A 24542-nucleotide genomic window follows, 5' to 3' on the forward strand; every position below is an offset into this window, starting at 1 on the left:
GTCGCATAAATTTCGGATTTTATTCATCAACGCTAGTTGACAAAGAACCTATATTTTTATGCATATTAGCTATTGCTTGAATTGTCAGAAATTTTAGATTATACCATGCATCTATATTGACAAAGTATAAATTAAGATATATTATTATCTTACAATGGGTCTTTGCTAGACCAAAAAGAGTTTATGAAAAATATATTTTTAAGGAGGTTTAATATGGGATTTATTCAGGCGATTAAGGGAGCATTAGGTGGAACTCTAGCTGACCAGTGGAAAGACTTTTATGGTCCGGTACAAGGTGTGTCTGCAACGGCAGCAATATTTCCGGGTGTTCCGATGGGTACCAACAATGGAAGAGGAGAAAACTACAAGGGAAATGACAATGTAATTACAAATGGTAGTAAGATTATAGTTCCTGAGGGCGTGGGTCTAATAACTGTCCAAGAGGGGGCTATAACAGGTATTATCACTGAGCCAGGTGGCTACATATACGACAATCAGGATATTAATTCCAAGTCAATATTTGCCGGTGATGGAATAACTGATTCGCTAGTTAAGTCATCTTGGGAAAAATTTAAATTTGGTGGTGTGCCAGCAGCTAGCCAGTTAATTTATTATGTGAACCTAAAGGAGATACCTAACAACAGGTTTGGGACTCAGTCTGAAATATACTGGGATGATGCCTTCTTTGGTACGCAGGTAGGGGCCCTTACTAGGGGTACGTATACACTTAAGATATGTGACCCAGTCTTGTTTGTTAAAAACTTTGTGCCGGCTAAGTATATAAGTGGGGGCAGTGGTGTATTTGACTTCCAGGATATGGATAATGATGCATCTGAACAGCTATTTAACGAGGTAGTGTCTAGCCTGTCACCAGCATTTTCGATTTATACAAATGACCCTAGCAAGGGAAATCGTATGTCTAGGATTCAGTCTGACCAAATAGGCTTTGCCCAGTCCCTATCTAGTGCTGTAGAAGAGGCCTACCAGTGGAGGTCTACAAGGGGGTTGGAAATTGTCAAGACAGCCATACTTGCTATAGAATATGATGAGGATACTAAGCGCCTAATGAGCGATGTGAAGGCGGCAGATGCCTTGGCAGGTAGGAGGGGAGATTCCTTTATGAAGCAGTCTATAGCCAGAGGTATGCAGGCGGCCGGCGAAAATGGCGGTGGAGATGGAGTAGCTTTTATGGGCATGGGCATGAATGCAGCCATGAATACTATGAATGCTATGGGTCAGTCTCAGGAGGGAAATTCTTACCAGCCTAACTTTAATCAGAACCAACAGATGATGAACCAGCAAGCCATGAACCAACAGGCCATGAACCAACAGGCCATGAACCAGCAAAATATAAATCCTCAGGCTCAGGCACCGGTAGACCCAACTGCCAAGCTATTAGAAATGAAGAAACTATTGGATGCAGGTATAATAAGCGAGGAAGAATTCAAGAAGATCAGGTTTGACCTATTAGGCATTTAGTGGGGAAATGACTATGGATGAGATTAAAAAGAATACAAATGTAATTTCGAGCGAAGACGGGCAGAATAAGTGTCCCAAGTGTGGTGCTACGGATATAAGTGTAAATTCCAAGACAGGCAAGTTAAGGTGTAACTTTTGTAGGTTTGAATTTGATTCGGATATAGTTGAAGACAAGAGTCCAAAAGACCTAGAGGGTATAGAGATAGGAGCAGGAGCAAGCAGGATAGAGGCAGATGCCCAAGACCAGATGACCTTGAAGTGTCAGTCCTGTGGGGCTGAGGTAGTCATAGATACAAGCTCATCTACTCAGGCTAAGTGTCACTGGTGTAGAAATACTTTGTCTATCAATAACCAGATAGCAAATGGGGCTGTTCCGGATGTGATACTTCCATTTAAGGTTAGCAAGGAAGATGCAAGGTCTCAGATAGAGAATTTTGTAGGTAAGAGGAAGTTCTTTGCCCATCCAAAATTTAAGCAGGAGTTTAGCACTGAAAACATAAATGGTGTGTACTTGCCTTATATGATAGTAGATATTAAGGGGCATATGGACCTAGCAGGTGAAGGTCAGGTAACTACCAGAACCTATACTGTTGGTTCAGATGACGATAAAAAGACAGTGCACGATGTAGATGTATACAAAGTAGCCAGGAGCTTTGATATAGAAATTGACGACCTGACTATAGAGTCGAGTTCAGACAAGTTGGATGTATCAAATAACCAGAAGACAAACAACATTATAAACGCTATAATGCCTTTTGATACGGACAAGGTAGTCAAGTATAATTCAAACTATCTAAAAGGATATACATCTGAAAAGAGAGATACAAATGTAGAAGAACTTGAAGAAATATGTAGGTTGCAGGGGTCGGATATAGCTAGGCATTCAGCAAATTCAACTTTGAAAAAATATGATAGGGGGGTCAGGTGGGACCATGAAGACTTCGAAATTAGCGGTCAATCATGGACAGCTGCCTACCTACCAGTCTGGTTATATTCATATATGCAGAAAAAGGGCGATGAAAAAATCCTCCACTATGTTGCAGTAAATGCTAGAACTAAGGAGACAATGGGAAGTGTGCCTATAAATATGGGCAAGCTGTTTTTGATATCGGCTATAATTGAGTTTTTTGGACTTATAATAGCCATAATGATATCCATGATTCCAAAGAATGATTCGGACTATGGTTGGTTATTCCTTTTATCAGGAGTAATATTCTTTGCAGTAAAGTACATGAGGTATAGGAATGCAGGTGCAAGGCATACATATGAGTCAGAAACCAAGTACGAGGTCAAAAATTCACAGGCTAGTGACCAAAAGATTAGGTCTATGCGTGGGGTAGAGTCTAGTGCAATGGCAAGTGCCAATAATAATGAACTTAAGGGTAGTAGGGTAACACTAGATAAGGACAAGGTTTTGAATAAGACTATGGACATGGTAGACAATATTATAGATAAGACAAAAGAAGACTAGCCAGTGGCTAGTCTTCTGGTTTAAAGTTTGTAGATAGGTCATTATTTTCGCTAATCAGGTATTTCTGGATTAAGAATAGAAGGCCTATTGCTATTACTCCCAAAATAATTTCTATCATACCATGATCCTTTGGTATAAGGAGCATCTTTCTAGCTATACCATATAAGAGAACTTCTAACAAGGCTGAGTGCTTGTGAAGGGCCAGCATTATAGCTATTTCTACACCTATTACCAAGAGCAGTATCTGGGCAAAGATATGATTTAATTGCGTATAATCGATAGGCATATTAAAATTGATTATATAGGTTGTATAAATAATCCTAAGTGTATCAAATATGCCTAGAAAAACTGATATGATTAGTATAAAAGCTAGTAAGTATTCTAGGACATAGGCGATAAATAGGATTGGTTTTTTTGCATCTTCTTTTTTTATCATAAATTCCTCCTGTAAACACAATACCGATATTATAAGACAGTATGACCTATTAAAAATATAGGAAATTCTCATATTTTGGTTAATATATTAATCGCTATTCTATATCGAATGTCTTAATTTGTAGCTATTTAAAAATCTCTTGAGATCAACCTCTAGTGCCACCACCGAAGATATAATAATCACAGCACCCAATATTTGAATAGGCTTGATGACCTCACCAAATACTAAGAAGGCTATAATGCTGGCAAATACCGGTTCAAGGGCTGACATCATACTTGGTAAGGAAGTCCCTATATACTTTGTAGACTTGACATATAGTGATATAGCGACAAAGGTACATAGGATACCAATAGCTAGGAGGTTGGTCAAGTAGAAGATAGGTCTATCAGACCCAGCAAGCTTGGTACCTATATCTCCAACATCTACAAAGAAGGCAAGGCATATGGTAGCCGCCCAAAATCCGTATAAAAGCAGGCTGTCCTTGGAAATATTTCGCTCTACAAATCTAGGTAGGACTATCTGTAGGGAAAAGGTCATACCATTTAAGATACCTGCCAGCACACCGATCATATTTAGCTGGGCTCCCTTGGCTGAAAATACATCTATAATGCACATACATCCGATTAGACAGGCAAGCATGATGACCAGTTTTTTTCTACTGATAGCATCTCCAAAGAAGATTCGTCCAAATAGACTTGCCCAGATAGGGTTTGAAAACATAAGTACAGTTGCTATACTAATGGGGATATTATCTACAGATAGGCTGTAGAAGGACATACCTATAGCAAAGCACAAGGCACCATAGAAACAGGCAAAAAGCAAGCCCTTGACTGGTAGTCGAAAGGCAGACCTGTTTGTGAAAAATAAAAAAATTGTAAGCATAATTGCAGCGGATAGGGACCTTATGAAGGATATGTCCACTGAACGCAGGCTGATCTGGTTTAGAAACCTGCTGGACACTCCCATATACCCCCAGAAAAATGTTGCTAATGTCATCATAGACACACCGACTGTTTTACTTGTTGGTCTCATTTATTAACTCCTTAAAAATCAAAAAATATTTTTAGCTTCTCTCTGGAACATCATCAAAAATCCTATGCAAAGAAGTAGGGCTACCAACCATATAGATGCCAGACCCATTAGTTTTGCCATCAGGGCCCCTATAGCGGCTCCAAATGAAAATACCAATATAATAAAGAAGTAGTAAAAACTTCTCTTACGAAGTTCCCTGTCTCCTGTGGCCTGGTACTTGCATAAAAGAGTAGTTGCACTTTTGAGGTTACCGGTGCACATGGTTGTGGCGTAGGCATTGCCATGAAATTTGCTGAAAGCTATAACCTGCATACCACACACGAAAGATATCATCATATTTGCGGGACTATCATACTTTTTGGACAAAAATCCAATAGCAACTACAAAAAGAATCTCAATGGCCAGGACAATTTGACGCCAGTGAAGTTTCTGAGCATTTTTGTAGGCAAGCTGGATTTTTTGGCACAGGTATACGCCTAGGGCAAATGTGATGATGGGTAGTATATATTTAAGTGCATTGTGGAAGTTGGCCTCGGCCAAACTCTGACCTAGCAGGACTATATTTCCAGTTTGGGCATTGGCAAAGACCTTGCCCCTACACATATAGGAATAGGCATCCATAAAGCCACCTGCCATTGTCAGAAAGATTCCTACACGCACTGATTCAGACATTTGTTTACTAGATTTCATTGTTTCACCTCCTAGCAATATGGCAAGTATATTTTACCACAAATTCCTCTTGATGGTCCTCAAAGATAGAAAAAATTTATGATATTTGATATAATAAATTGTTGTAGATAACTAAAATTATTGATGTATCCTAGGAGGCTATATGAAGGTAGTTTTGAATAGAGATTTAGGCAAAGAAAAAATTGAAGAGATAAGTAAATTAGGTTATGAAGTTCAATTAATCGAGGAAAGAGACCTTAAAAAGAGGGATGACTACTACGATGCAGATGTCTGGTTTACCTACAAGGGTTTTGACAAGGTAGATATGTCTAGGTGGACCAAGCTCAAGTACATACACTTGACTAGTAGGGGTATAGACCAGGTTCCAAATGATTATGTAAAAGAACATAATATATACCTATCGAATAATACCAATGGCTATGCAGTACCAATGGCAGAAAGCATTATAATGTATATATTGGAAGTGTATAAAAATTCCAGAGAGATGTTTAAAAAGCAGGACCAGGCTGTCTGGAAGATGGATACTAGTTGGATAGAATTAGCAGGCAAGAGGGTTGGATTTTTGGGGACAGGAACCATAGCCCAGGAAACAGCTAAGAGGTTGAAGGCCTTTGATGTAGAGATATGGGGAGTAAATACAAATGCTAGGGCTGTCGACCACTTTGACAGGTGTTTCAAGCTGGACGATTCTGATGAGTTTTTTAGGACTTGTGATGTAATAATAGGTCTGATGCCAGCTACTGACAAGACTATGGGCCTACTTGATGCGAATAAGTTTGAGCTTATGAAGGATGGAGCAAGTCTCCTAAATATAGGCAGGGGAAACTTGGTCAATGAAAAAGACTTGGAAGAATATGCTAAAAAATTCAGGGGCATTGTCTTGGATGTTGTAGAACAAGAACCCCTATCACCAGATAGCGGACTATGGAAGATGGACAATGTAATTATCAGCCCCCACAATAGCTGGGTATCTGAAAACAATATAGCTAGGTTGGGCAATATAGTCTATAGAAATCTGAAATCATATATAGAAACTGGAAGGCCGGAGACTTTGATAGAGGATATAGATAAAGGATATTAAATATTTTTAAGAGGGCCCATAATTAGAGGCCTAATTTATGGTATAATGGTTAGATAAGTGTGCGTATTGTGGAGGACATGATGGAAAATATAATAAAAGTAGACAACTTAATATTTGAATATACAAGTGACGAGACCACTTATCGTGCTATAGATGACTTTAATCTAGATATCAAGAAGGGTGAATTTGTGGCTGTAATAGGTCACAATGGATCAGGCAAGTCAACCCTGTCCAAGAACCTGAATGCCATCTTGGTGCCGACTAGTGGAGATATAAGCATAAAGGGAATGAATACCAAGGATGAAAGGTACCTGTGGGATATTAGGCAGACTGCTGGTATGGTATTTCAGAATCCAGACAATCAAATAGTAGCCACTATAGTTGAAGAGGATGTGGCCTTTGGTTGTGAAAACCTGGGTATACCTTCTGAGGAAATCAGGACCAGGGTAGATGCAGCCCTAAAAAACGTAGGTATGTACGAAATGAGGGAGAGGCAGCCCCACCTTTTATCAGGAGGACAAAAGCAGAGGGTAGCCATAGCAGGCATAATTGCTATGAGACCAGAGTGTATAATTTTCGATGAGGCAACTGCCATGCTGGACCCTTCAGGTAGGCAGGAAGTTATGAATACGATAAAGAGGTTAAACAAGGAATATAATATAACAGTCTTACATATTACCCATTTTATGGAAGAAGCTGTAGAGGCTGACAGGGTAATAGTAATGGAAAAAGGAAGAATGGCCTTGGAAGGTACTCCAAGAGAGGTATTTTCTAATGTGGCCAGACTAAAGGAAATAGGTCTAGACGTCCCATATATGACTGAGCTAGCCCACTTGCTAAAGGAAGATGGACTAGAAATCAGGGATGATGTACTGACTGTTGATGAAATGGTGGGTGAACTATGTCAATTAAGGTAGAGAATTTAACATATATATATGATGAGGGAATGCCATTTGAGCATAGGGCCCTGGATGATGTCAGTTTTGAAATCAAGGATAGGGACTTTGTTGGCCTAATTGGTCACACAGGATCAGGCAAGTCTACCCTTATCCAGCACCTAAATGGCTTGATGAAGCCTAGTAGGGGAAAGATATACATAAACGATTTTGATATTACTCAAAAGGACCAGAACCTGACAGATATAAGAAAAAGGGTAGGTATAGTATTTCAATATGCTGAATACCAGCTATTTGAAGAAACTGTTGCCAGAGATATTGCCTTTGGACCTGTAAACCTAGGCCTAAATGAGCTAGAGGTCGATAGGAGGGTCAGGAAGGCTATGGAAGATGTTGGCCTAGACTATGACCGCTTTGCTGAAAAGTCCCCCTTTGAACTGTCAGGAGGACAAAAGCGTAGGGTGGCTATAGCAGGAGTTATAGCTATGCATCCAGAGGTATTAATTCTAGATGAGCCTACAGCCGGTCTAGATCCTGGTGGTAGGGATGAAATCTTTGAACTTATAAAGGAGCTTCATGCCAACAACGATATGACTGTAATCCTGTCATCGCACAGCATGGATGATATGGCCAAGCTAGTAAATACCCTAATGGTAATGAACAAGGGTAGACTGGAGATGATGGGGTCACCAAGAGAGGTATTTAAGGATAATGCAGAGAGGTTAAAGGACATGGGACTGAATATACCACAGGTCTTGGAGCTTGCCATCAAGTTAAAAGAGGCGGGCTATGATGTCAGGACAGACGTAATAACTATAGAAGAAGTAAAAGCAGAAATAGAGAGATGTCTATTGAAAAAGGGAGGGTCTACAAATGCTTAAAGATATAACACTTGGGCAGTTTTATCCTGTAAAATCTCCCGTACATTCCTTAGACGCCAGGACCAAGCTCTTGGCTACACTCCTATTTATGGTGGCAATATTTGTAGTCAACCAGTTTTACCCATATGCATTTATGTTTTTATTGATATATGTGGTATCTAGGATGTCAAATATACCTATCAAGTATATAGCCAAGGGAATAAGGCCACTGAGGTGGATTATCCTATTTACATTTGTAATCAATATATTCTTTATCAAGGGGGGAGACCTAGTATTTTCCCTAGGATTTTTGACTATATATACAAATGGTATTAGGACAGCCCTATTTATGGCTTTTAGGTTGGTGCTACTGGTAGCGGGTACGTCTATACTGACCCTAACTACATCACCTATATCGCTGACTGATGGTATAGAAAATGCCTGTTCACCACTGAAAAAGTTGGGATTTCCAGCTCATGAGTTGGCTATGATGATGACTATAGCCTTGAGGTTTATACCTACTTTGCTGGATGAAACAGACAAGATAATGAAGGCCCAGATGTCTAGAGGGGCTGACTTTGAGAGCAAGAATATAATATCTAGGGCCAAGAATATGGTTCCCCTATTGATACCTCTGTTTGTATCTGCCTTTAGAAGGGCTGATGAATTGGCCTGGGCCATGGAAGCTAGGTGCTACCGTGGAGGAGACAATAGGACAAAGATGAAACAGAGCCTGCTTGGGAAAAATGACTATTTGGCTGATTTCATAATGATAGCCTTTTTGGTTCTTATGTTCGTGACTAGGTTTATAAAATTTATATAGGTTTGAGGCGTAAATATTTATAGGACTTTTCAGTAACCTAGATTAGAATTTGCAGTATCATATGCTTGTTCGCTGAAAAACTCGAATGTATGACTAGTCGTACCCGAGATTTTTCGGGTGCTAACTTTGCATTGATACTGGTTAAATTCTATCTAATTGTTACTTGAAGAGTCCTATTTTATATTTACTTAGCCTGGTTGTATAAATTTTGTAAATTAGGGAGATGGAGAAAATGATAAATATAGGAAATGTAGTTTTGGGGAAGGGCCTAGCAAAGATATGTATACCAGTAGTAGGCCAAGATGAAGAAAAAATAAGTAAGGAGCTGGACCTAATGGCGGGTTTGGACTTTGATGTAGTAGAATTTAGGTTAGACTGTTTCGATGGTTTTGCAGACTATACAAGGCTGGAAGGAGTTATTGAGCTTATCAGAAAAAGGTTAAATAAGCCTATAATCCTGACTTTCAGAACAAAAAAGGAAGGTGGCAGGGTTGACCTGAGTGATGGTGAATATTTGGATATGATAGAGGAGTTCATAAATAAGAAGTTGGCTGAGGCTGTGGACATTGAATATATGAGGGACCAGGATAGGCTTTTGGACCTTGTCAGCCTGGCTAAGGCCAAGGGGGTGACAGTAATCTTGTCAAACCATGAGTTTAGCTATAGTCCTGCAAGGGAAGAGATAGTGGCTAGACTGGAAGATATGATTAATATGGGGGCAGATGTTGCCAAGATAGCCCTGATGCCGACCTGTCCTGATGATGTCTTGAACCTACTAGGAGCCACTAGCCAGGTAAAGTCAAAGCACCCAGACCAGGACCTGATTACAGTATCTATGGGTCAGATGGGGTCTATATCCAGACTAGCTGGTGGTGTCTTTGGTTCGGATATGACCTTTGCTTCAGCCCTAGAAGAATCTGCACCAGGCCAGATATCTGCTCAAAAAATGAGAGACATATTAGAAGTTTTAGGGTAGAAATTTACCTAAACCCTTTAGCAAGGATGAAATACAAGTTGGTAAAAATGAAAAACTTGTTTATATAGAGTTTGATACAGAAGATAATAGTTTTATATGCAAATATGTTTACAAGGAAGAGACTGATTCAATAAAGGAGAGTAGGCAGAAAAATAGGGGTCACATCAATGTGTCTAGAATGTGTTACCCCTATTTACTGCGGACTGACCTTATAGGTCAACCCCTTTCTTTTTTGGTATTTTATACTAGGTGGAGAACAAACCTGGCTATTAGGGTCACCAATATGATTGATATGATTGTTCTCTCAATAAATATTACAAATAATTCCCATAGTTTGACTGGTATTCTAGTACCAACTATTAGGGCTCCGACCTCACTCATGTAGATCAACTGTGTTACTGATACAGTAGCTACAACGAACCTAGTCAATTCACTAGATATTTCCTTACTAGCTATGATAGATGGAACGAACATATCAGTGAAACCTACCAACATAGTCTTAGATGCAGATACTGCTTCTGGTAACTGGATTAAGTTTAGTAGGGGGATGAATGGCTTACCTAAAATTTCAAATATTGGAGTATAGTTTGAAAGTATTAGGGCTATTGTACCGAATCCCATAACAACTGGCATTACACCTATCCACATATCAAGGGCATTTTTAAGGCCATTCTTAAGGAAATTGCTAAGGCTGGCATTGTGCCTAGCTGTCATGACTGCCTGGTGTAGGGCCCAACTAAAGTAGGTTTCTCCCTCAGGAATACTCTCATCTAAGGCTTCACCACCCTTGTAGTAGTTGTCCTTTTTCCAAGATAGGGGTGGTATTCTAGGAACTATAATAGCACAAACCACACCTATAAAGCATATAGTCAGGTAGTAAGGCACGAACATATGGGCCATATTTACCTGCTTTAAAACTACTAGATAGAAGGTAATTGACACGGCTGAGAAAGTTGTCGATATAATCGAAGCCTCTCTGGCTGAGTAGTAACCTTCTTCATACTGTTTGGCTGTCAACATTACACCCAGGGTACCATCACCCAACCATGATGTAAAACAGTCGACTGCAGACCTACCTGGTAGGGTAAATACTGGTCTCATTATCTTGGCTAGCAGGGTTCCCACAAACTCCAATAGACCAAAGTCAAGTAGTAGGGGTAGCAGTAGGCCAGCAAATACAAAGATTACTATCAATGTTGTAAGCAGGTCACCTAGGATAAAGTTCCCAGTATCACCAGATATGATGTACTCAGGTCCCACCTTGAAGTAACTCATAGTGATAAAGATACCTGCCAAGACCCTAGTTATTGTCCAAAAAGTAGTCTGGACAAAGAGACTTTTGGTAAAGTCTGATTTTGGCTTATAGATATTTAACCTTGTAAGCAGACTGCCTAGGGCTGATATCAAAATAATGATCAATATGACTGTTGGCAGGATGCTGCCGATATGGTTTTGTATAAACGATGCTACAAAGGCTATGGGTATAGTTATCTTATCCTGGTTTATTTCAGGGTCAAATTCCTTTATAGGTAGCATAAAAAGTATAATACCAATTAGTGAGGGTATTACGAATTTCATTATGTCAGAAGGGGTGTATTTTTTCCCTGCTGGCAAGTTAGTCTTCTTTTGTTCTTCTTTCATTTTGCACCTCTCTTTTAAATTTTCGCAACTAATTATATGATAGCATAATTTTAACAAAATAAAAAGAGACTTATACAAGTCCCTTCTTATCTGTATCAAATATATGTTTGTAAATATCTTCCAAATTTTATTATTCAACTGTTACTGACTTTGCAAGGTTTCTTGGCTTGTCAACCTCTGCATGGCAGTCTTTCCTAGGACTCCTGCATTGTAGGCAGTACCACAGGCCACTATGTAAATTCTGTTGATATTTTCAAGGTCTTCCTTAGTCATCTTTATACTATCAAGGACAATCTTACCATCTTTGTCTAGTCTTCTCTCAAGAGTAGCCTTTATACCAGTTGGTTGCTCAAATATTTCCTTCTCCATAAAACAAGAATAGCCACCCTTTTCAGCAGCTTCAATATCCCAGTCTACATGGTTAAGTTTTTTATTTACTTTATAGTAAGCCTGAACAGAAGCCAAGAAGCAAGTAATACTATAACAATAAGTCAACTAACTAATAATAGATTCACTAGGTAGAACTATAAGTGAGTATTTTGATTGAGCTTAGCAATTTTAAATCGTATAAAAAATTTTTATGTGTAGATAAAAATTTATATAAATTTATAGTATGCTTGATTAAAAATATGCTTATACATGATATACTAATAGCTATGAAAAGTTTTTGAATGATAGCTTGTTTTTTAGACAGATATCAGGGAAGTTATCTTATCATATGGAGGTTTATTATGGCTATAAAAAATATAATGATTGTGGTTGCCTATGAGGGTACAGCCTATCGTGGATGGCAAAAACAGCCAGACTCACTAGGTATTCAAGGAGAATTGGAATATGCATGCTGCAAGGTTTTTAATAAAAAAAATATAAGCATAACAGGATCTGGTAGGACGGATGCAGGTGTTCATGCCCTAGGACAGGTAGCAAATTTTACTGTAGATACGACCATACCAATTAACAAAATTCCAGAGGTTATAAATAATAACTTGCCCAAGGACATAGCAGTTTTAAAGGCTATAGAGGTAAGCCCTGAATTTCATGCTAGGCATTCCGCCCACAAAAAGATCTACAGGTACCAGATATATCCATCCAGGATCAGGAGCCCATTTTTGAAGGATTTTGCCTACCAGGTCAAGTACGACCTAGATATAGACAGGATGAAAGAAGAGGTAGGCCACCTAGTTGGTCAGCATGATTTCAAGGGCTTTATGAGTAGTGGCTCTGATATCAAGTCAACAATTAGAACCATCTACAGGGCTGATATCTACAGGGATGGAGACCTGATTGTAATTGAGGTTGAAGGCAATGGCTTTCTCTATAATATGGTCAGGATAATAGCAGGAACTATGGTGGATATAGGCAGGGGGAAAATTACCGAAAGCCTAAAAGATATTATAGGGTCTGGAGTCAGGGGGAGGGCAGGTCACACAGCTCCACCACAGGGTCTATTCCTAGTTGAAGTGGACTATCCAGACAGGCTAAAAAGTATATAAAAATACGACTATTGAAATAAAAATTGTAAAAAATTCATTTTTAGTATTGACAGATACAACGCATGGGTTTATTATATAGATAATTTAAATCTAGCAAAGGAGGTTAGAGCAATGGCTAGGAAACTATTTATTCCCGGTCCAATAGACGTCAGACCAGATGTATTAGAAAAAATGGCGACGCCCATGATTGGTCACCGAGGAAAAGATGCAAGTGCTTTACAAGAAAGTATTAGCAAGAAGCTACAAAAACTATTCTATACAGAAAGTGAGATACTATTATCCACATCGTCCGGTTCGGGCCTTATGGAAGGTGCTATCAGATCCTGCACATCCAGAAAGGCAGCTGTGTTCTCCTGTGGTGCATTTGGAGATAGATGGTATAAGATGGCAGTGACAAACAATGTCAAGGCAGACTTGTATAATGTGGATATGGGTAAGGCAATTACACCGGAAATGGTAGAGGCTGCTCTAGCAACCGGCCAGTATGATTTAATTGCAGTTCAGCATAATGAAACTTCTACAGGAATTACAAATCCGATTGAAGAAATAGCTGAAGTAGTAAACAAGTATGAAGACCTAATCTTTTGTGTAGATGCTGTAAGTTCAGCAGGTGGGGCAAAGATTGAGGTTGACAAGTTGGGGATAGACATCCTGATAACATCAACTCAAAAGGCCTTGGGACTACCTCCAGGAATGGCTATATGTACATTCTCTGAAAGGGCAATCAAAAGAGCTGAGACAGTAGAGTTCAGAGGAACATACTTCGATTTACTAGCAATGTACAAATACCTTAAGAAAAAAAATTATCAATACCCTTCAACTCCTTCATTATCACATATGTTTGCGATGGACTATCAACTTGGCAATATCTTAGAAGAAGGTTTGGACGAGAGGTTCAAGAGACATGAGAACATGGCCAACCTAGTTAGGGCCTGGGCTCAGAAACACTTCAAATTATTCACTGACAAAAATCATTTATCAAATACACTAACAGTCATAGAGAACACTCAAAATATAAATATATCACAGTTAAATTCAAAATTAATGGAAAAAGGAATGCAGATAGCAAACGGCTACGGCGATTTAAAAGAAAAGACATTTAGAATATCTCATATGGGTGACTACCAGTTGGAAGATATTCAGTATCTACTAGATACAATAGACCAAATACTAGGTTTCTAGGCTTGATTTTTTAGATAAGTATAGTTTTTTTGTATATTTTTATGAAAAATCAGCAAAATTAAGCTAAACTAGTCAAATTTTCAATATAAGTTGGCAAATATGACTAATAGACGAGTTAAAAATTAAAAAATAACTTGAAAATTTAAGTAAGTAGTAATAGATATGATTTAGTTCAGGAGGATAAGAAGATGATGAAGATATTGGTTACAGATGGTATGGATAGAAATGCAATAAATTACTTGATAAATGAAGGTTTTGAAGTTGAAGAAAAATTTTATGAAGAAGAGGACTTAAAAGAAAAAATAAAAGAAGTTGACGTGATAGTTGTCAGGTCAGCTACAAAAATTAGAAAAAATATAATTGATGAAGCCCTAAAGACTAGGCGCTTGAAGCTAGTCATCAGGGGGGGCGTAGGTCTAGACAATATCGATGTGGACTATGCCAAAAGACATGGAATCATAGTTAGAAATACACCAGGTGCAAGTACAAATGCAGTGGCAGAGTTAGTCTTGTGCGAGATGCTGGTACTTGCCAGAAATGTGAAGATAGCAAATATAAAGCTAAATGATGGCAAATGGGAAAAGAAAAACCTAAAGGGCAGTGAAATATACGGCAAGACACTTGGTCTAGTAGGTTATGGTAGAATTGCCAGGAATATAGCAGACAAGGCCCACAGACTGGGCATGAAGATCCTTTATACAGACGTAATGGAGTATCATGATACAAGAGAGGGCTTTGAGTATACAGACCTAGACAGTATTATTCAAAGGGCAGACTATATCACAGTCCACACACCACTGACAGACCAGACAAGGAACATGTTCGCATGGGACCAGTTTGAAAAGATGAAGGATACAGCCTTCTTCCTAAATTGTGCCAGAGGTGGTATAGTCAATGAAAATGACCTGCTTAGGGCTATCAACGAAGGTCAGATAGCAGGGGCAGCTCTTGACTGCTTTGAAAATGAGCCTATGCCTATGCAAGACCTAGTGACTCATCCAAAGGTAACAGTCACACCTCATATAGGGGCATCTACAAGAGAGGCCCAGCAGAGGATAGGTGATGAGATAGCAGAAATAATAGTGAATTACCAGGAGGAGGCAGGTTATGGTTACACTGAGACCCTTTAAGGCATTGAGACCCCATAAAAAATACGTAGATAGGGTAGCGGCCCTACCCTATGACACTATGAATACAGAAGAGGCCAGGATAATGGCCAAGGACAACCCTTACAACTACTTGAGGATTGACAGGGCAGAAATAGACCTAGATCCACAAATAGACATACACGACCCTAGGGTATACGAAAAGGCAGGTCAAAACCTGAGAGATTTTATAGATAAGGGGATATTTATACAAGAGGAGGAGCCTGGCCTATATATTTATAGAGAGACTATGGACGGTAGGGTCCAGGTTGGTATAGTCGGATGCCTGGCTGTTGATGAGAGTCTAGATGGAATCATCAAAAAGCATGAGCATACCAAGCCAGACAAGGTAGAGGATAGGACAAGGCATATAGAAGCCTGCCAGGCCAATACAGGTACCATCCTAGTCACATATAGGAATGATACAATAGTTGATGCCATAATAGCCGACCAAATGACACAAGTCCCTCTTTATGATTTTATTTCAGAAGACGGGGTAGGACACACAGTTTGGAAGCTAGATGTCCAGGCAAGAGATGGCTTGGTGAAGGCATTTGAGGGACTAGATAATCTTTACGTAGCAGACGGACACCACAGGACTGCAGCTGCTGAAAACTATGCCAAGAAGATGAGGAAAAAAAATCCAAACTATACTGGTCAGGAAGAATTTAACTACTATCTGGCCATGATAGCACCCGAAAATAACCTATATGTAATGGACTATAATAGGGTTTTGACAGACTTAAATGGACACAGTCTGGAGGAATATTTGGACCTAGTAGGCAAAATATTCCATATAGAAGCAGTAGGTCAGGCCTATAAACCAGAGAAAAAATACCAGTACGGTATGTACATAAATGACCAATGGTACAAACTAGATCTAAGAGAAGAAGTGGTGGCTGAAATAAGAGAAAAAAGTAAAAATACAGCCATTGACCTCCTTGATGTCAGCCTCCTACATGACCTTTTAATTGAGCCAATACTGGGTATAGATGTCCCTCAAAAGGACAAGAGGATAGACTTTATAGGTGGAATAAGAGGGCTTGAGGAAATTGAGAAGAGGGTAGACCAAGACATGAAGCTGGGATTTGCCCTTTACCCTACAGCCATAGAAGAGCTGATGGCCGTAGCCGATATGGACGGGGTCATGCCAGCCAAATCAACATGGTTTGAGCCAAAGGTAAGATGTGGGCTCTTCCTCCATATGATGGACTAATATATAGAGAAGAAAAAGTGGAACTCATTAGCAGCTACTATATATAGTAGAGAAAATGGGTTCTCTTTTCGTGAAAAAAGGGCCTTTAGGCTTGTAAATAGGGGATAATTGGTAAAAATTTATCCCCTATTATCAGGTGGGATAGGTCATATTATCCTTTAAGAAAGGCTATGAGGGATAAGGTCAAGAAAAAAACACGAAAAACCTTGAATATTGGTCGAAAAAACATTGACTTTTTACTTATATGGGAGTAAAATATATGAGAATGCGTTAATAAGTCCACTATGCCCCGGACTTTACATATATGCAATTGAAAACACGAATGAAAAGTTAAGGAGGGTCTTTATGAAGAGTTATATAGCTAAGCCAGCAGACGTTAAGAGAGACTGGTATGTAGTTGATGCTGAAGGCAAGACATTAGGTCGTTTAGCAACTGAAATCGCAACAGTTTTAAGAGGAAAGAACAAACCAACATTTACACCACACGTTGATGGTGGAGATTTTGTTGTAGTAGTAAATGCAGAAAAGGTAGTACTTACAGGAAAGAAGCTTACTCAGAAATACTACAGATATCATACAGGTTATGTAGGTGGGTTAAAGGAAATATCTTATAAGGAAATGATGGAAAAGAAGCCAGAAGAAGTAGTGGCTCACGCAGTTAGTGGTATGCTTCCAAAGAATAAGCTTAGAGATAGAATGATGACTAGACTAAGAGTATACAGAGGTGCTGAACATCCACATGCAGCACAGAACCCACAGGTTTTAAACGTATAAGTAGGATATCGAGAGGAGGATTTGATTAATGGCTAATGTACAATATTACGGAACAGGAAGAAGAAAACATTCTGTAGCTAGAGTTAGATTGATAGCTGGAGAAGGTAACATAAAAGTAAATGGAAGAGACTTAGAAGAATACTTCAATTACGAAACTCTAATAAGAGACGTAAAGCAGCCTCTTGTTATAACTGGAAACGAAAACAAGTACGATGTAATCGTAACAGTTGAAGGTGGAGGATACACTGGACAGGCTGGTGCTATCAGACACGGTATCTCTAGAGCTTTGTTAAAGACAGAAGACGAAGTTAGAGGAACACTAAAGGCTGAAGGTTTCTTGACAAGAGACTCAAGAATGAAGGAGAGGAAAAAATACGGTCTTAAGGCTGCTAGAAGGGCTCCACAGTTCTCAAAGAGATAATAAAAATAATTTTATACAAAATATCAAACCCCGACATTTCAATATGTTCGGGGTTTTTCGATGTAAAAGGATACTTGCCCCAGCATATAAAGCGGGTCAAGACAAGATTGCTTTACTTAGCATAGCAGATATGTGTATAATATATACAAAATAAACTATCTATTGAAAGGTATTATATTATCTTGTTTATTTTCTTCATATTCGATAAGACGTAATATGACTATAATTATTGCTCTTGCGATGCTATGTATCGGTTGGTATAAAAAGGTAAAATACGATAAAAAAATACTCGAATATCTAAAGAGTGAAAGTGAATAATTGATATAGGAAGGAGAAGAATAGTGATGAAGATACTAATCGTCGAGGACGATAAAAACATAGAAAGAGTCCTAAAAAAAGAGTTAGAAAAATGGGGATATCATGTAGACATTGTGGATAACTTATCTCAGGTAACAGAGGAATTTGAGGTCAAATCTCCCCAACTGGTCCTGATGGATATAGTCCTGCCCTACTTCAACGGTTACTACTGGTGCCAAGAGATTAGAAAAATATCCAAGGTACCCATAGTATTTATATCATCCAAGTCAGAAAATATGGATATAGTCATGGCAATGCAATTTGGTGGCGATGACTACATCACCAAGCCTATAAACCTTGACGTTATGGTGGCCAAGGTTCAAGCCATTATCAGGAGGGCCTATAAATTTGTCAATGATATACAGTATATCACTTATAGCGGGGTCAGCCTCTATCTTGCAGAGGCCAAGTTAGACTTTGAGTCTAGGCAAGTAGACCTTACCAAGACAGAGTTATTAATAGCCCAAACCTTATTCAAGGCCCAGGGTGGACTAGCATCTAGGGAGAGCCTGATAGATAGGTGCTGGCAGAGTGATAATTTTATTGACGATAATACCCTTGCAGTTAATATCAATAGGTTGAGAAAGAAGCTGACTTCAATAGGTTTGAGCGACTTTATACAGACCAAAAAGGGCATGGGCTACTACCTATTGAAAAAGTGAGAGTAGCTGATATATATTACAGTTAATAATTTTCTATTTGCTGATAGATTAATATATCAATTTTGTGATTTTAAAGAGAGTGGAATGATTGGTGATAAATAAATACACCAGCTTGGTGATTTTAAGGAGGATGGATATGACTTGGTTTAGGTCTTATATTAGAAAAATTGGGTCTGATATTTTTATATATTCTATTACGATTTTTTTATTTTATTTCAGTTTCAAGGTGGCAGACTTGCCTATGGAATACTTTATTATGGATTTTCAAATTGTATCCTTTATTTTGCTTATTTACATGATAATTGCAGCTATAAGGTTCAAAAAAGAGATAGGCCGGATTGAGGAAATCGAAAGTCTCAAGCTAGAAAAAAGAGCTTTGAAAAACCAGATGATGAGGGAAAAGGATGACCTTGAAGAATATTTTGCTGTCTGGGTCCACCAGATAAAGACACCAATTACAGTTAGCAGGCTCTTGCTTGATGAGCTAGGTGACGAAGATAGGAATTTAGACTTTAAAAAGTCGCTGAAAAAAGAACTGCACCATATAGAGGAATACACTAATATGGCCATGTCTTATCTGAAAATATTAAACAGGGGAGCTGATATGGATTTGACTGAGGTCAATTTGGATGATGTGATTAGGTCTGTCCTAAAAAAATATTCTATTATATTCATATCAAACCACACTAGTATAGATTTTAGGCCATCTGATAAGATGATAGTATCAGACTATGCTTGGTTATCCATATTGTTAGAGCAGGTAGTCTCAAATGCTGCAAAGTATACCGAGCATGGTCAAGTATCCTTTATTTTCCATGAAGATGAATTTTTACTAGAAGTCAGAGATACGGGAATTGGTATTAGGTCTGAGGATATACCTAAGATTTTTGATAGGGGTTATTCAGGCTTTAATGGTAGGCTGAACCAGAAATCTAGTGGACTAGGCTTATTTTTAGCATCTAGCATAGCTAGAAGATTGTCCATAGGTCTGAGGGTTGAATCTAGATTGGGAGAGGGTACTAGCTTTTATATGGACTTTCCTAAGATTTCTGAAAGATTAACGATGACGAGGGCTTGGAAGAAAGCATAAAGATTAACCTGGACAAGGACATTAAATATATAAGAAACAATAATGCACTGAGGAGCCAAGGTTCAGAAGATGATGATTTATCGAATATAGGCCAGGGATTGGATTATTCTGACATGATAGGCAAGAGCAAAAAAATCAATCTTACAAGATTGTAAGATTGCCCAGTATTTTTGTAATACTAGATAAATGCAGGTCGAGCCCAAACTTGCTAAAATAAACTCATAAGATAAGAGAGAGGAGTTAGCAAGTATGAAAATATTAGAAGTAAAAAACGTTAAAAAAATATATGGAGAAAAGGGTGCCAAGGTAGAGGCCCTGTCCAAGCTTAATTTTTCAGTAAACGAGGGAGAATTCATAGCCATTATGGGTGAGTCAGGGTCAGGGGACAGTGATATAATGATGACAGATACAATAAATCCATTAAAATCAAAGTTTAAAGGCTTCCACAAAACTTTTAAACAAGACGATTTAGGATTAAGTCTGTCATCTTTTTTATTAAATTAACAAAAAAGAAAAGAAAACATAAGTAATAAGGATTGAAGAGAATATGATAATATTTAGAGTTTTTTTCAAAATCATATTGTTTCCTATTAGGATAGCGTTAAGTATCATAATTCTATTTTTAACGTTTGTATTAGGACTCAGCACAATATTTTTCAAACTGATTTCATTTATCGCTATTATGGGATTTTTAGGATCTGTTTATCATGGAGAAAAAGCACTTGCTATAGATGCGTTTATACTAGCATATCTTTTTAGTCCTTATGGTTTACCAGTGCTAGGATATTTTATTATAGAAGTGATAGAAGGGGTGAATGAAAGAATAAAAGTAATTTAAATATAAAAATAAATAGATTAAAACGATGAAAAAGAGATAGCAAAATCAAAGCTATCTCTTTTTATATGAAAAGAAAGGGGGTTATGATGAAAGAAATAGTTAAATTTGAATACTATTATGGCAATGAAGCAGAACAATATTCATTTTTTAGGATTCCCAAAACTTTGTTTACCGACTTAAATTTTAAAAAACTATCCGTAGAAGCAAAAATTCTTTATGGAATTCTACTCGATAGAATGAGCTTGTCAATTAAGAATAAATGGTTAGATGAAGAAAACAAGGTATACATCATCTATACCATAGAAGAAATTATGGAAGTATTAAACTGGGGGAGAAATAAATCGGTCAAAGTAATGAAAGAAATTGAAGAGATAGGATTATTAGAAAAAAAGAGGTTAGGACTTGGAAAGCCAAATTTACTTTATGTAAAGAACTTTATTTACACAGAAAATAATAAAACTACAGAAGTTTCAAAAGCAAACCTCAAGAAGTTTAAAAAACAAACTTCAGGAAGTTTAGAAAACAAACCTCAAGAAGTTTCAAAAGAGGACTCTAATAATACTAATATTAATAATACTGAAACTAATAATACTGATTTTAATAATACCACCCCCATATCCCCCTTAGAAAAGCTAGGAGAAAAATCAAAAAAAACTTTGGAGGAGGAAGAATTAAAAGAAACTATAAAAAAGAATATATCTTATGAAACCTTTGAAAAAGTAAGAATAGAAGAAAAGAAGAAAGTAGATGTGATGATAAATGTACTTGTAAAAGCCTTAACTAGCTTTACAAACATTAAAATAGGAGGGAGGCATATATCCAATGAAAATTTTAAAGAAAGATTTCTAAGTCTTAACTATAAACACATAGACTATGTTTTGAAATACCTAAGAGAAAATGCTCCAAAGGATATTAGAAACATTAATGCCTTTCTACTGACTCTCTTATACAATGCAGATGAAAGTATTAGAAACATAGAAGTCATAAAGAGAGAAGATCAGAAAAGAGAAAACTATGACTATAGTAACGATGAGGATATTTGGAGAGAATTTTTAAATACTTGATAGGGGAGTCGCATATGGAATTAATAAAAGAAATCTTAGAACAGAAAATAAAAAATGCAGAAACAAATAGTCCATCAAAAGATGAAGAAAATAGGAGTTATATAGATCAAGAAACAGGATTAAAATATTGTGCAAAATGTAAAACACCAATTGAAAAAGAAATAGACTTCTTTGGAGAAATAAAAAAAGTTGGTATTTTATGTCAATGTGAAAAAGAAAGACAAAAATTAGAGGAAGAAAAAAGAAAAGAAAATAAAAGGCTTTTAAAAATTGAACACTTAAAAAAAGAGTGTTTTTCCGATCCTATCCTATTAAATTGGAATTTTAAAAATATGGACAAAGATAGTGAGCATGAAAAAGTAGCAAAAAACTATGTGGAAAAATTTGATGAAATATATGAAAATAATATAGGATTAATTCTCACAGGGAATGTGGGATGTGGAAAAACATATCTTGCAAGTGCTATAGCAAATGCTTTACTAGAAAAAGAAATATCAGTCAAAATGACAAATTTTTCAGTAATTTTAAATGATATGACTAACTTTGAGATTGATAAGAGTAAGTATATAGATAACCTAAATCATAAGAAACTATTAATTATTGATGATTTTGGAATGGAAAGAGATACAGATTTTGCAGCTGAGCATATCTTTAACATAATAGATAGTAGATATAGAAGTGGGAAACCTCTAATTATAACAACAAACTTAAATATATCAGCTTTAACTAATCCTGAAACTATAAAAGATAAAAGAATTTACTCAAGGATACTTGAAATATGCAGTCCCATTATATTTACAGGAGAAAATAGAAGAATAGAAAAAATGAAGGAGAAATCAAAATTAGCCTATGAAATATTAAAAAAAGAATGAAAGTAGGTGAGTGAATGCAAAATGATGATATAAATAGCAGAACAATAGCCATAGTAAAAAAAGCAAGTATAGTAACAGCCAAGCAAGTTATAAATTTGATGAAGAAAATATTAGAAATAAATAAACATAAAGCACAGACAGAACAGTCAAGACCCTTAGAAAAATTTAAAAAAGTAAAAGTAAAAGACCTTGTAAAAAAAGGTAAAGTAGAAACCTTAGAATTAAATGACATAGACTTAAAAGCGTTGAAAAAAGAATTAAAAAGATATGGGGTGAAATTTTCCATAAAGAAAGATTTAGAAAATGGAAACAACATTATCTTTTTTCAAGCAAAAGATATAAAAGTAATGGAACAAGCTTTTAAAAAGACAGTCCAGAAATTTAATAAAGATAAGTCAAGAAAAAGAAAATCTTTAATAGAAAGGCTTAATAACTTCAAGGATAAAGTCAAAGATACTATTGACAGAGATAAGGTTAAACATAAACATCAGGAACAAAGTTTATAATAAAAACACTTGGATATATAATATATATGATGAGAAGGCATGAATAGCTTTATTGTTGAATACTATGAAAAAGAAGATTGGAATCATCCAGTAGAAGAATTTCTCTTATCTATAGATAAAAAATGATAACATAAGCATTAGGAAAGAAACTAAAAGCTACCTTTGAAAGTAAAGTATAAGTGTATGAAATGAAGAAAAATATTTGCCCAAAATGTAAAAGAAAGATGAAACAACAATTTATAGGCCTACTACATTGCAAGTGTGGTATAAGCTACCATAAAGATTTAGGATATTTTAAAAGAAATGAAAATATGATTTTTGTCTTGGAAAGAAAAAAGATAGGTAAAAAAATAAAACAAGTTCCAGTAATAAGATATAAAAAAGATAAATAAAATACTAATGGGTAGAGAAATCTACTCTTTTTTATGGAGAGGAAGTGATTAATTCGAAAATACTAAATGAAATAATAAAAGATATAAAAAATGTTTTTAAGATAAGAGATAAGAAGAAATTTGTATTAGAAAATCTTCCTTACCTCTTATTTTTTTATATAGGAAATATCTTTGCAAGCCATGTCAACTCTTATGTAGGAGGAGATATAATAGATAGAATTCTAGTAGCTTTTAGTCAAATAGATACTTTAAACTATATTCCATCATTAAAAATAAAAAACATGATACCCAGTCTAATTCTATCAGTAGTTATTAAGTTAATCCTTATACAGAAAAAGAAAAATGCAAAAAAGTTTAGAGAGGGCAGAGAATATGGGTCGGCAAGATGGGGAAATGAAAAAGACATTGAGCCATACATTGACAAGAAGTTTGAAAACAATGTGCTATTAACTCAAACTGAAAGACTTACCATGAACAATAGACCTAAAAATCCAAAATATGCGAGAAATAAAAATGTATTGGTAATTGGAGGTTCTGGTAGTGGTAAAACAAGGTTTTTTGTAAAGCCAAATCTCATGCAAATGCACTCTTCATATGTAGTAACCGATCCAAAAGGAACATTAGTCTTGGAATGTGGGAAAATGTTGGAAAGAAATGGATATGAGATAAAAATACTAAACACAATAAACTTTAAAAAATCCATGAGATATAATCCCTTTGCATACTTGAAAAGTGAAAAAGATATTTTGAAATTAGTACAAACAATAATTGCAAATACTAAGGGAGAAGGAGAAAAATCAACTGAGGATTTTTGGGTGAAAGCTGAAAAACTCTATTACACAGCACTTATAGGATATATCTGGTATGAAGCTCCTAAAGAAGAACAGAACTTTACAACTTTACTTGCTATGATAGATGCAAGTGAGGTAAGAGAAGAAGATGAAAATTTTAAAAATGCAGTAGACTATATGTTTGAAGCATTAGAAAAAGAAAAGCCAAATCATTTCGCAGTAAAACAATACAAGAAATACAAACTTGCAGCAGGAGTAATAGAATTAAGGAGAACACTTAATCACTGTTTTAGTGAAACATGTACTTCTTAATTCTTTTTTATTTAAGAAATTAAGAGGAAGGAGGAAAAAGTG

26 protein-coding genes and 2 pseudogenes are annotated in these 24542 nt (G+C 36.7%); 23 read left to right on the forward strand and 5 right to left on the reverse strand.

Features of this window, described 5'->3' with window-relative positions:
* The first annotated feature begins 213 nt into the window (after nucleotides 1-213).
* Nucleotides 214-1479 carry an SPFH domain-containing protein gene (locus HMPREF1639_RS00300; protein WP_036762018.1) on the forward strand — a complete coding sequence of 422 codons (1266 nt, stop codon included), beginning with the start codon at nucleotides 214-216 and terminating at the stop codon, nucleotides 1477-1479.
* Nucleotides 1480-1492: 13 nt separating this feature from the next.
* Complete coding sequence (locus tag HMPREF1639_RS00305; RefSeq protein ID WP_052045355.1) at nucleotides 1493-2950, forward strand: TFIIB-type zinc ribbon-containing protein; 1458 nt, start codon at nucleotides 1493-1495, stop codon at nucleotides 2948-2950.
* 7 nt (nucleotides 2951-2957) lie between these two features.
* Here the strand turns inward: HMPREF1639_RS00305 and HMPREF1639_RS00310 are convergent, their stop codons facing one another.
* The 3 genes from HMPREF1639_RS00310 to HMPREF1639_RS00320 all read right to left on the reverse strand — a co-directional run bounded on the left by HMPREF1639_RS00310 (nucleotide 2958) and on the right by HMPREF1639_RS00320 (nucleotide 5108).
* On the reverse strand, nucleotides 2958-3386 hold the full coding sequence (locus HMPREF1639_RS00310; RefSeq protein WP_036762020.1) for a phosphate-starvation-inducible PsiE family protein: 429 nt from the start codon (nucleotides 3384-3386) through the stop codon (nucleotides 2958-2960).
* A gap of 99 nt (nucleotides 3387-3485) precedes the next feature.
* Nucleotides 3486-4418: a DMT family transporter gene (locus HMPREF1639_RS00315; RefSeq protein WP_036762022.1), complete on the reverse strand. Its 933-nt coding sequence runs from the start codon at nucleotides 4416-4418 to the stop codon at nucleotides 3486-3488.
* A gap of 18 nt (nucleotides 4419-4436) precedes the next feature.
* Nucleotides 4437-5108, reverse strand: a complete 672-nt coding sequence (locus tag HMPREF1639_RS00320; RefSeq protein WP_036762024.1) for a YoaK family protein — start codon at nucleotides 5106-5108, stop codon at nucleotides 4437-4439.
* Between the two features lie 142 nt (nucleotides 5109-5250).
* On the opposite strand from HMPREF1639_RS00320, the gene HMPREF1639_RS00325 reads away from it, so the two are divergent.
* The 5 genes from HMPREF1639_RS00325 to aroD all read left to right on the forward strand — a co-directional run bounded on the left by HMPREF1639_RS00325 (nucleotide 5251) and on the right by aroD (nucleotide 9744).
* Entirely contained in the window at nucleotides 5251-6189 is a 939-nt protein-coding gene (locus tag HMPREF1639_RS00325; RefSeq protein ID WP_036762026.1) for a phosphoglycerate dehydrogenase, read from the forward strand.
* An 80-nt stretch (nucleotides 6190-6269) separates the two neighbouring features.
* Nucleotides 6270-7106, forward strand: coding sequence for an energy-coupling factor transporter ATPase (locus tag HMPREF1639_RS00330; RefSeq protein WP_156955914.1), 837 nt, complete (start codon nucleotides 6270-6272; stop codon nucleotides 7104-7106).
* The gene (locus tag HMPREF1639_RS00335) at nucleotides 7091-7966 is read left to right on the forward strand and encodes an energy-coupling factor transporter ATPase (RefSeq protein ID WP_036762030.1); all 876 of its coding nucleotides are present in this window, start codon (nucleotides 7091-7093) and stop codon (nucleotides 7964-7966) included. Before HMPREF1639_RS00330 ends, HMPREF1639_RS00335 begins: the two co-directional genes overlap by 16 nt.
* Complete coding sequence (locus HMPREF1639_RS00340) at nucleotides 7959-8768, forward strand: energy-coupling factor transporter transmembrane component T family protein (RefSeq protein WP_036762032.1); 810 nt, start codon at nucleotides 7959-7961, stop codon at nucleotides 8766-8768. The genes HMPREF1639_RS00335 and HMPREF1639_RS00340 overlap by 8 nt, the downstream gene beginning before the upstream one ends.
* A gap of 232 nt (nucleotides 8769-9000) precedes the next feature.
* Nucleotides 9001-9744 carry a type I 3-dehydroquinate dehydratase gene (gene aroD, locus HMPREF1639_RS00345; RefSeq protein WP_036762034.1) on the forward strand — a complete coding sequence of 248 codons (744 nt, stop codon included), beginning with the start codon at nucleotides 9001-9003 and terminating at the stop codon, nucleotides 9742-9744.
* Nucleotides 9745-9984: 240 nt separating this feature from the next.
* On the opposite strand, the gene HMPREF1639_RS00350 is transcribed toward aroD, so the two are convergent.
* Nucleotides 9985-11385: a YjiH family protein gene (locus HMPREF1639_RS00350; protein WP_036762036.1), complete on the reverse strand. Its 1401-nt coding sequence runs from the start codon at nucleotides 11383-11385 to the stop codon at nucleotides 9985-9987.
* 174 nt (nucleotides 11386-11559) lie between these two features.
* A pseudogene (locus HMPREF1639_RS00355) lies at nucleotides 11560-11823 on the reverse strand (glutamine--fructose-6-phosphate transaminase (isomerizing)); the annotation flags it as partial.
* Between the two features lie 299 nt (nucleotides 11824-12122).
* On the opposite strand from HMPREF1639_RS00355, the gene truA reads away from it, so the two are divergent.
* From truA to HMPREF1639_RS00430, 16 genes and pseudogenes are all read left to right on the forward strand, one after another.
* Entirely contained in the window at nucleotides 12123-12878 is a 756-nt protein-coding gene (gene truA, locus HMPREF1639_RS00360; RefSeq protein WP_036762062.1) for a tRNA pseudouridine(38-40) synthase TruA, read from the forward strand.
* Between the two features lie 111 nt (nucleotides 12879-12989).
* Nucleotides 12990-14060 (forward strand): pyridoxal-phosphate-dependent aminotransferase family protein, encoded by a 1071-nt coding sequence (locus tag HMPREF1639_RS00365; RefSeq protein ID WP_036762040.1) that lies wholly within the window; start codon nucleotides 12990-12992, stop codon nucleotides 14058-14060.
* 188 nt (nucleotides 14061-14248) lie between these two features.
* Nucleotides 14249-15190 (forward strand): D-2-hydroxyacid dehydrogenase, encoded by a 942-nt coding sequence (locus tag HMPREF1639_RS00370; RefSeq protein WP_036762042.1) that lies wholly within the window; start codon nucleotides 14249-14251, stop codon nucleotides 15188-15190.
* Nucleotides 15168-16421, forward strand: coding sequence for a DUF1015 domain-containing protein (locus HMPREF1639_RS00375; RefSeq protein ID WP_036762044.1), 1254 nt, complete (start codon nucleotides 15168-15170; stop codon nucleotides 16419-16421). The genes HMPREF1639_RS00370 and HMPREF1639_RS00375 overlap by 23 nt, the downstream gene beginning before the upstream one ends.
* A gap of 345 nt (nucleotides 16422-16766) precedes the next feature.
* Nucleotides 16767-17195 (forward strand): 50S ribosomal protein L13, encoded by a 429-nt coding sequence (gene rplM / locus HMPREF1639_RS00380; protein WP_036762046.1) that lies wholly within the window; start codon nucleotides 16767-16769, stop codon nucleotides 17193-17195.
* Nucleotides 17196-17223: 28 nt separating this feature from the next.
* Entirely contained in the window at nucleotides 17224-17616 is a 393-nt protein-coding gene (gene rpsI / locus HMPREF1639_RS00385) for a 30S ribosomal protein S9 (RefSeq protein ID WP_036762048.1), read from the forward strand.
* Nucleotides 17617-17960: 344 nt separating this feature from the next.
* Nucleotides 17961-18635: a response regulator transcription factor gene (locus tag HMPREF1639_RS00390; RefSeq protein ID WP_036762050.1), complete on the forward strand. Its 675-nt coding sequence runs from the start codon at nucleotides 17961-17963 to the stop codon at nucleotides 18633-18635.
* 136 nt (nucleotides 18636-18771) lie between these two features.
* Nucleotides 18772-19725: a sensor histidine kinase gene (locus tag HMPREF1639_RS00395; RefSeq protein ID WP_084572431.1), complete on the forward strand. Its 954-nt coding sequence runs from the start codon at nucleotides 18772-18774 to the stop codon at nucleotides 19723-19725.
* Nucleotides 19710-19880: a hypothetical protein gene (locus HMPREF1639_RS09175; RefSeq protein WP_156955916.1), complete on the forward strand. Its 171-nt coding sequence runs from the start codon at nucleotides 19710-19712 to the stop codon at nucleotides 19878-19880. The genes HMPREF1639_RS00395 and HMPREF1639_RS09175 overlap by 16 nt, the downstream gene beginning before the upstream one ends.
* Before the next feature lie 94 nt (nucleotides 19881-19974).
* Complete coding sequence (locus HMPREF1639_RS09425; protein WP_084572432.1) at nucleotides 19975-20229, forward strand: hypothetical protein; 255 nt, start codon at nucleotides 19975-19977, stop codon at nucleotides 20227-20229.
* Nucleotides 20230-20272: 43 nt separating this feature from the next.
* Complete coding sequence (locus tag HMPREF1639_RS00405) at nucleotides 20273-20563, forward strand: CD1845 family protein (RefSeq protein WP_000583243.1); 291 nt, start codon at nucleotides 20273-20275, stop codon at nucleotides 20561-20563.
* An 86-nt stretch (nucleotides 20564-20649) separates the two neighbouring features.
* Nucleotides 20650-21627: a replication initiator protein A gene (locus tag HMPREF1639_RS00410; RefSeq protein ID WP_036762056.1), complete on the forward strand. Its 978-nt coding sequence runs from the start codon at nucleotides 20650-20652 to the stop codon at nucleotides 21625-21627.
* A gap of 14 nt (nucleotides 21628-21641) precedes the next feature.
* Nucleotides 21642-22499 (forward strand): ATP-binding protein, encoded by an 858-nt coding sequence (locus HMPREF1639_RS00415; protein WP_052045356.1) that lies wholly within the window; start codon nucleotides 21642-21644, stop codon nucleotides 22497-22499.
* A gap of 14 nt (nucleotides 22500-22513) precedes the next feature.
* Entirely contained in the window at nucleotides 22514-23005 is a 492-nt protein-coding gene (locus tag HMPREF1639_RS00420; protein WP_036762058.1) for a PcfB family protein, read from the forward strand.
* Between the two features lie 188 nt (nucleotides 23006-23193).
* The gene (locus HMPREF1639_RS00425; protein WP_019107276.1) at nucleotides 23194-23397 is read left to right on the forward strand and encodes a hypothetical protein; all 204 of its coding nucleotides are present in this window, start codon (nucleotides 23194-23196) and stop codon (nucleotides 23395-23397) included.
* Nucleotides 23398-23441: 44 nt separating this feature from the next.
* Nucleotides 23442-24443: pseudogene (locus HMPREF1639_RS00430) on the forward strand (VirD4-like conjugal transfer protein, CD1115 family); the annotation flags it as partial.
* Nucleotides 24444-24542 lie beyond the last annotated feature (99 nt).

The sequence above is a fragment of the Peptostreptococcus sp. MV1 genome, assembly GCF_000758885.1.
Lineage (GTDB): Bacteria > Bacillota > Clostridia > Peptostreptococcales > Peptostreptococcaceae > Peptostreptococcus.

Coding starts and splice junctions, on each gene's coding strand:
- HMPREF1639_RS00330 (WP_156955914.1), top strand. CDS start 6,270: ATGGAAAATATAATAAAAGTAGACAACTTAATATTTGAATATACAAGT.
- rpsI (WP_036762048.1), top strand. CDS start 17,224: ATGGCTAATGTACAATATTACGGAACAGGAAGAAGAAAACATTCTGTA.
- HMPREF1639_RS09425 (WP_084572432.1), top strand. CDS start 19,975: ATGAAAATATTAGAAGTAAAAAACGTTAAAAAAATATATGGAGAAAAG.
- HMPREF1639_RS00325 (WP_036762026.1), top strand. CDS start 5,251: ATGAAGGTAGTTTTGAATAGAGATTTAGGCAAAGAAAAAATTGAAGAG.
- HMPREF1639_RS00420 (WP_036762058.1), top strand. CDS start 22,514: ATGCAAAATGATGATATAAATAGCAGAACAATAGCCATAGTAAAAAAA.
- rplM (WP_036762046.1), top strand. CDS start 16,767: ATGAAGAGTTATATAGCTAAGCCAGCAGACGTTAAGAGAGACTGGTAT.
- HMPREF1639_RS00365 (WP_036762040.1), top strand. CDS start 12,990: ATGGCTAGGAAACTATTTATTCCCGGTCCAATAGACGTCAGACCAGAT.
- HMPREF1639_RS00405 (WP_000583243.1), top strand. CDS start 20,273: ATGATAATATTTAGAGTTTTTTTCAAAATCATATTGTTTCCTATTAGG.
- HMPREF1639_RS00395 (WP_084572431.1), top strand. CDS start 18,772: ATGACTTGGTTTAGGTCTTATATTAGAAAAATTGGGTCTGATATTTTT.
- aroD (WP_036762034.1), top strand. CDS start 9,001: ATGATAAATATAGGAAATGTAGTTTTGGGGAAGGGCCTAGCAAAGATA.
- HMPREF1639_RS00305 (WP_052045355.1), top strand. CDS start 1,493: ATGGATGAGATTAAAAAGAATACAAATGTAATTTCGAGCGAAGACGGG.
- HMPREF1639_RS00375 (WP_036762044.1), top strand. CDS start 15,168: ATGGTTACACTGAGACCCTTTAAGGCATTGAGACCCCATAAAAAATAC.
- HMPREF1639_RS00340 (WP_036762032.1), top strand. CDS start 7,959: ATGCTTAAAGATATAACACTTGGGCAGTTTTATCCTGTAAAATCTCCC.
- HMPREF1639_RS00370 (WP_036762042.1), top strand. CDS start 14,249: ATGATGAAGATATTGGTTACAGATGGTATGGATAGAAATGCAATAAAT.
- HMPREF1639_RS00300 (WP_036762018.1), top strand. CDS start 214: ATGGGATTTATTCAGGCGATTAAGGGAGCATTAGGTGGAACTCTAGCT.
- HMPREF1639_RS00390 (WP_036762050.1), top strand. CDS start 17,961: ATGAAGATACTAATCGTCGAGGACGATAAAAACATAGAAAGAGTCCTA.
- HMPREF1639_RS00320 (WP_036762024.1), bottom strand. CDS start 5,108: ATGAAATCTAGTAAACAAATGTCTGAATCAGTGCGTGTAGGAATCTTT.
- HMPREF1639_RS00415 (WP_052045356.1), top strand. CDS start 21,642: ATGGAATTAATAAAAGAAATCTTAGAACAGAAAATAAAAAATGCAGAA.
- HMPREF1639_RS00335 (WP_036762030.1), top strand. CDS start 7,091: ATGTCAATTAAGGTAGAGAATTTAACATATATATATGATGAGGGAATG.
- HMPREF1639_RS00310 (WP_036762020.1), bottom strand. CDS start 3,386: ATGATAAAAAAAGAAGATGCAAAAAAACCAATCCTATTTATCGCCTAT.
- HMPREF1639_RS00350 (WP_036762036.1), bottom strand. CDS start 11,385: ATGAAAGAAGAACAAAAGAAGACTAACTTGCCAGCAGGGAAAAAATAC.
- HMPREF1639_RS00425 (WP_019107276.1), top strand. CDS start 23,194: ATGAAGAAAAATATTTGCCCAAAATGTAAAAGAAAGATGAAACAACAA.
- HMPREF1639_RS00410 (WP_036762056.1), top strand. CDS start 20,650: ATGAAAGAAATAGTTAAATTTGAATACTATTATGGCAATGAAGCAGAA.
- HMPREF1639_RS00315 (WP_036762022.1), bottom strand. CDS start 4,418: ATGAGACCAACAAGTAAAACAGTCGGTGTGTCTATGATGACATTAGCA.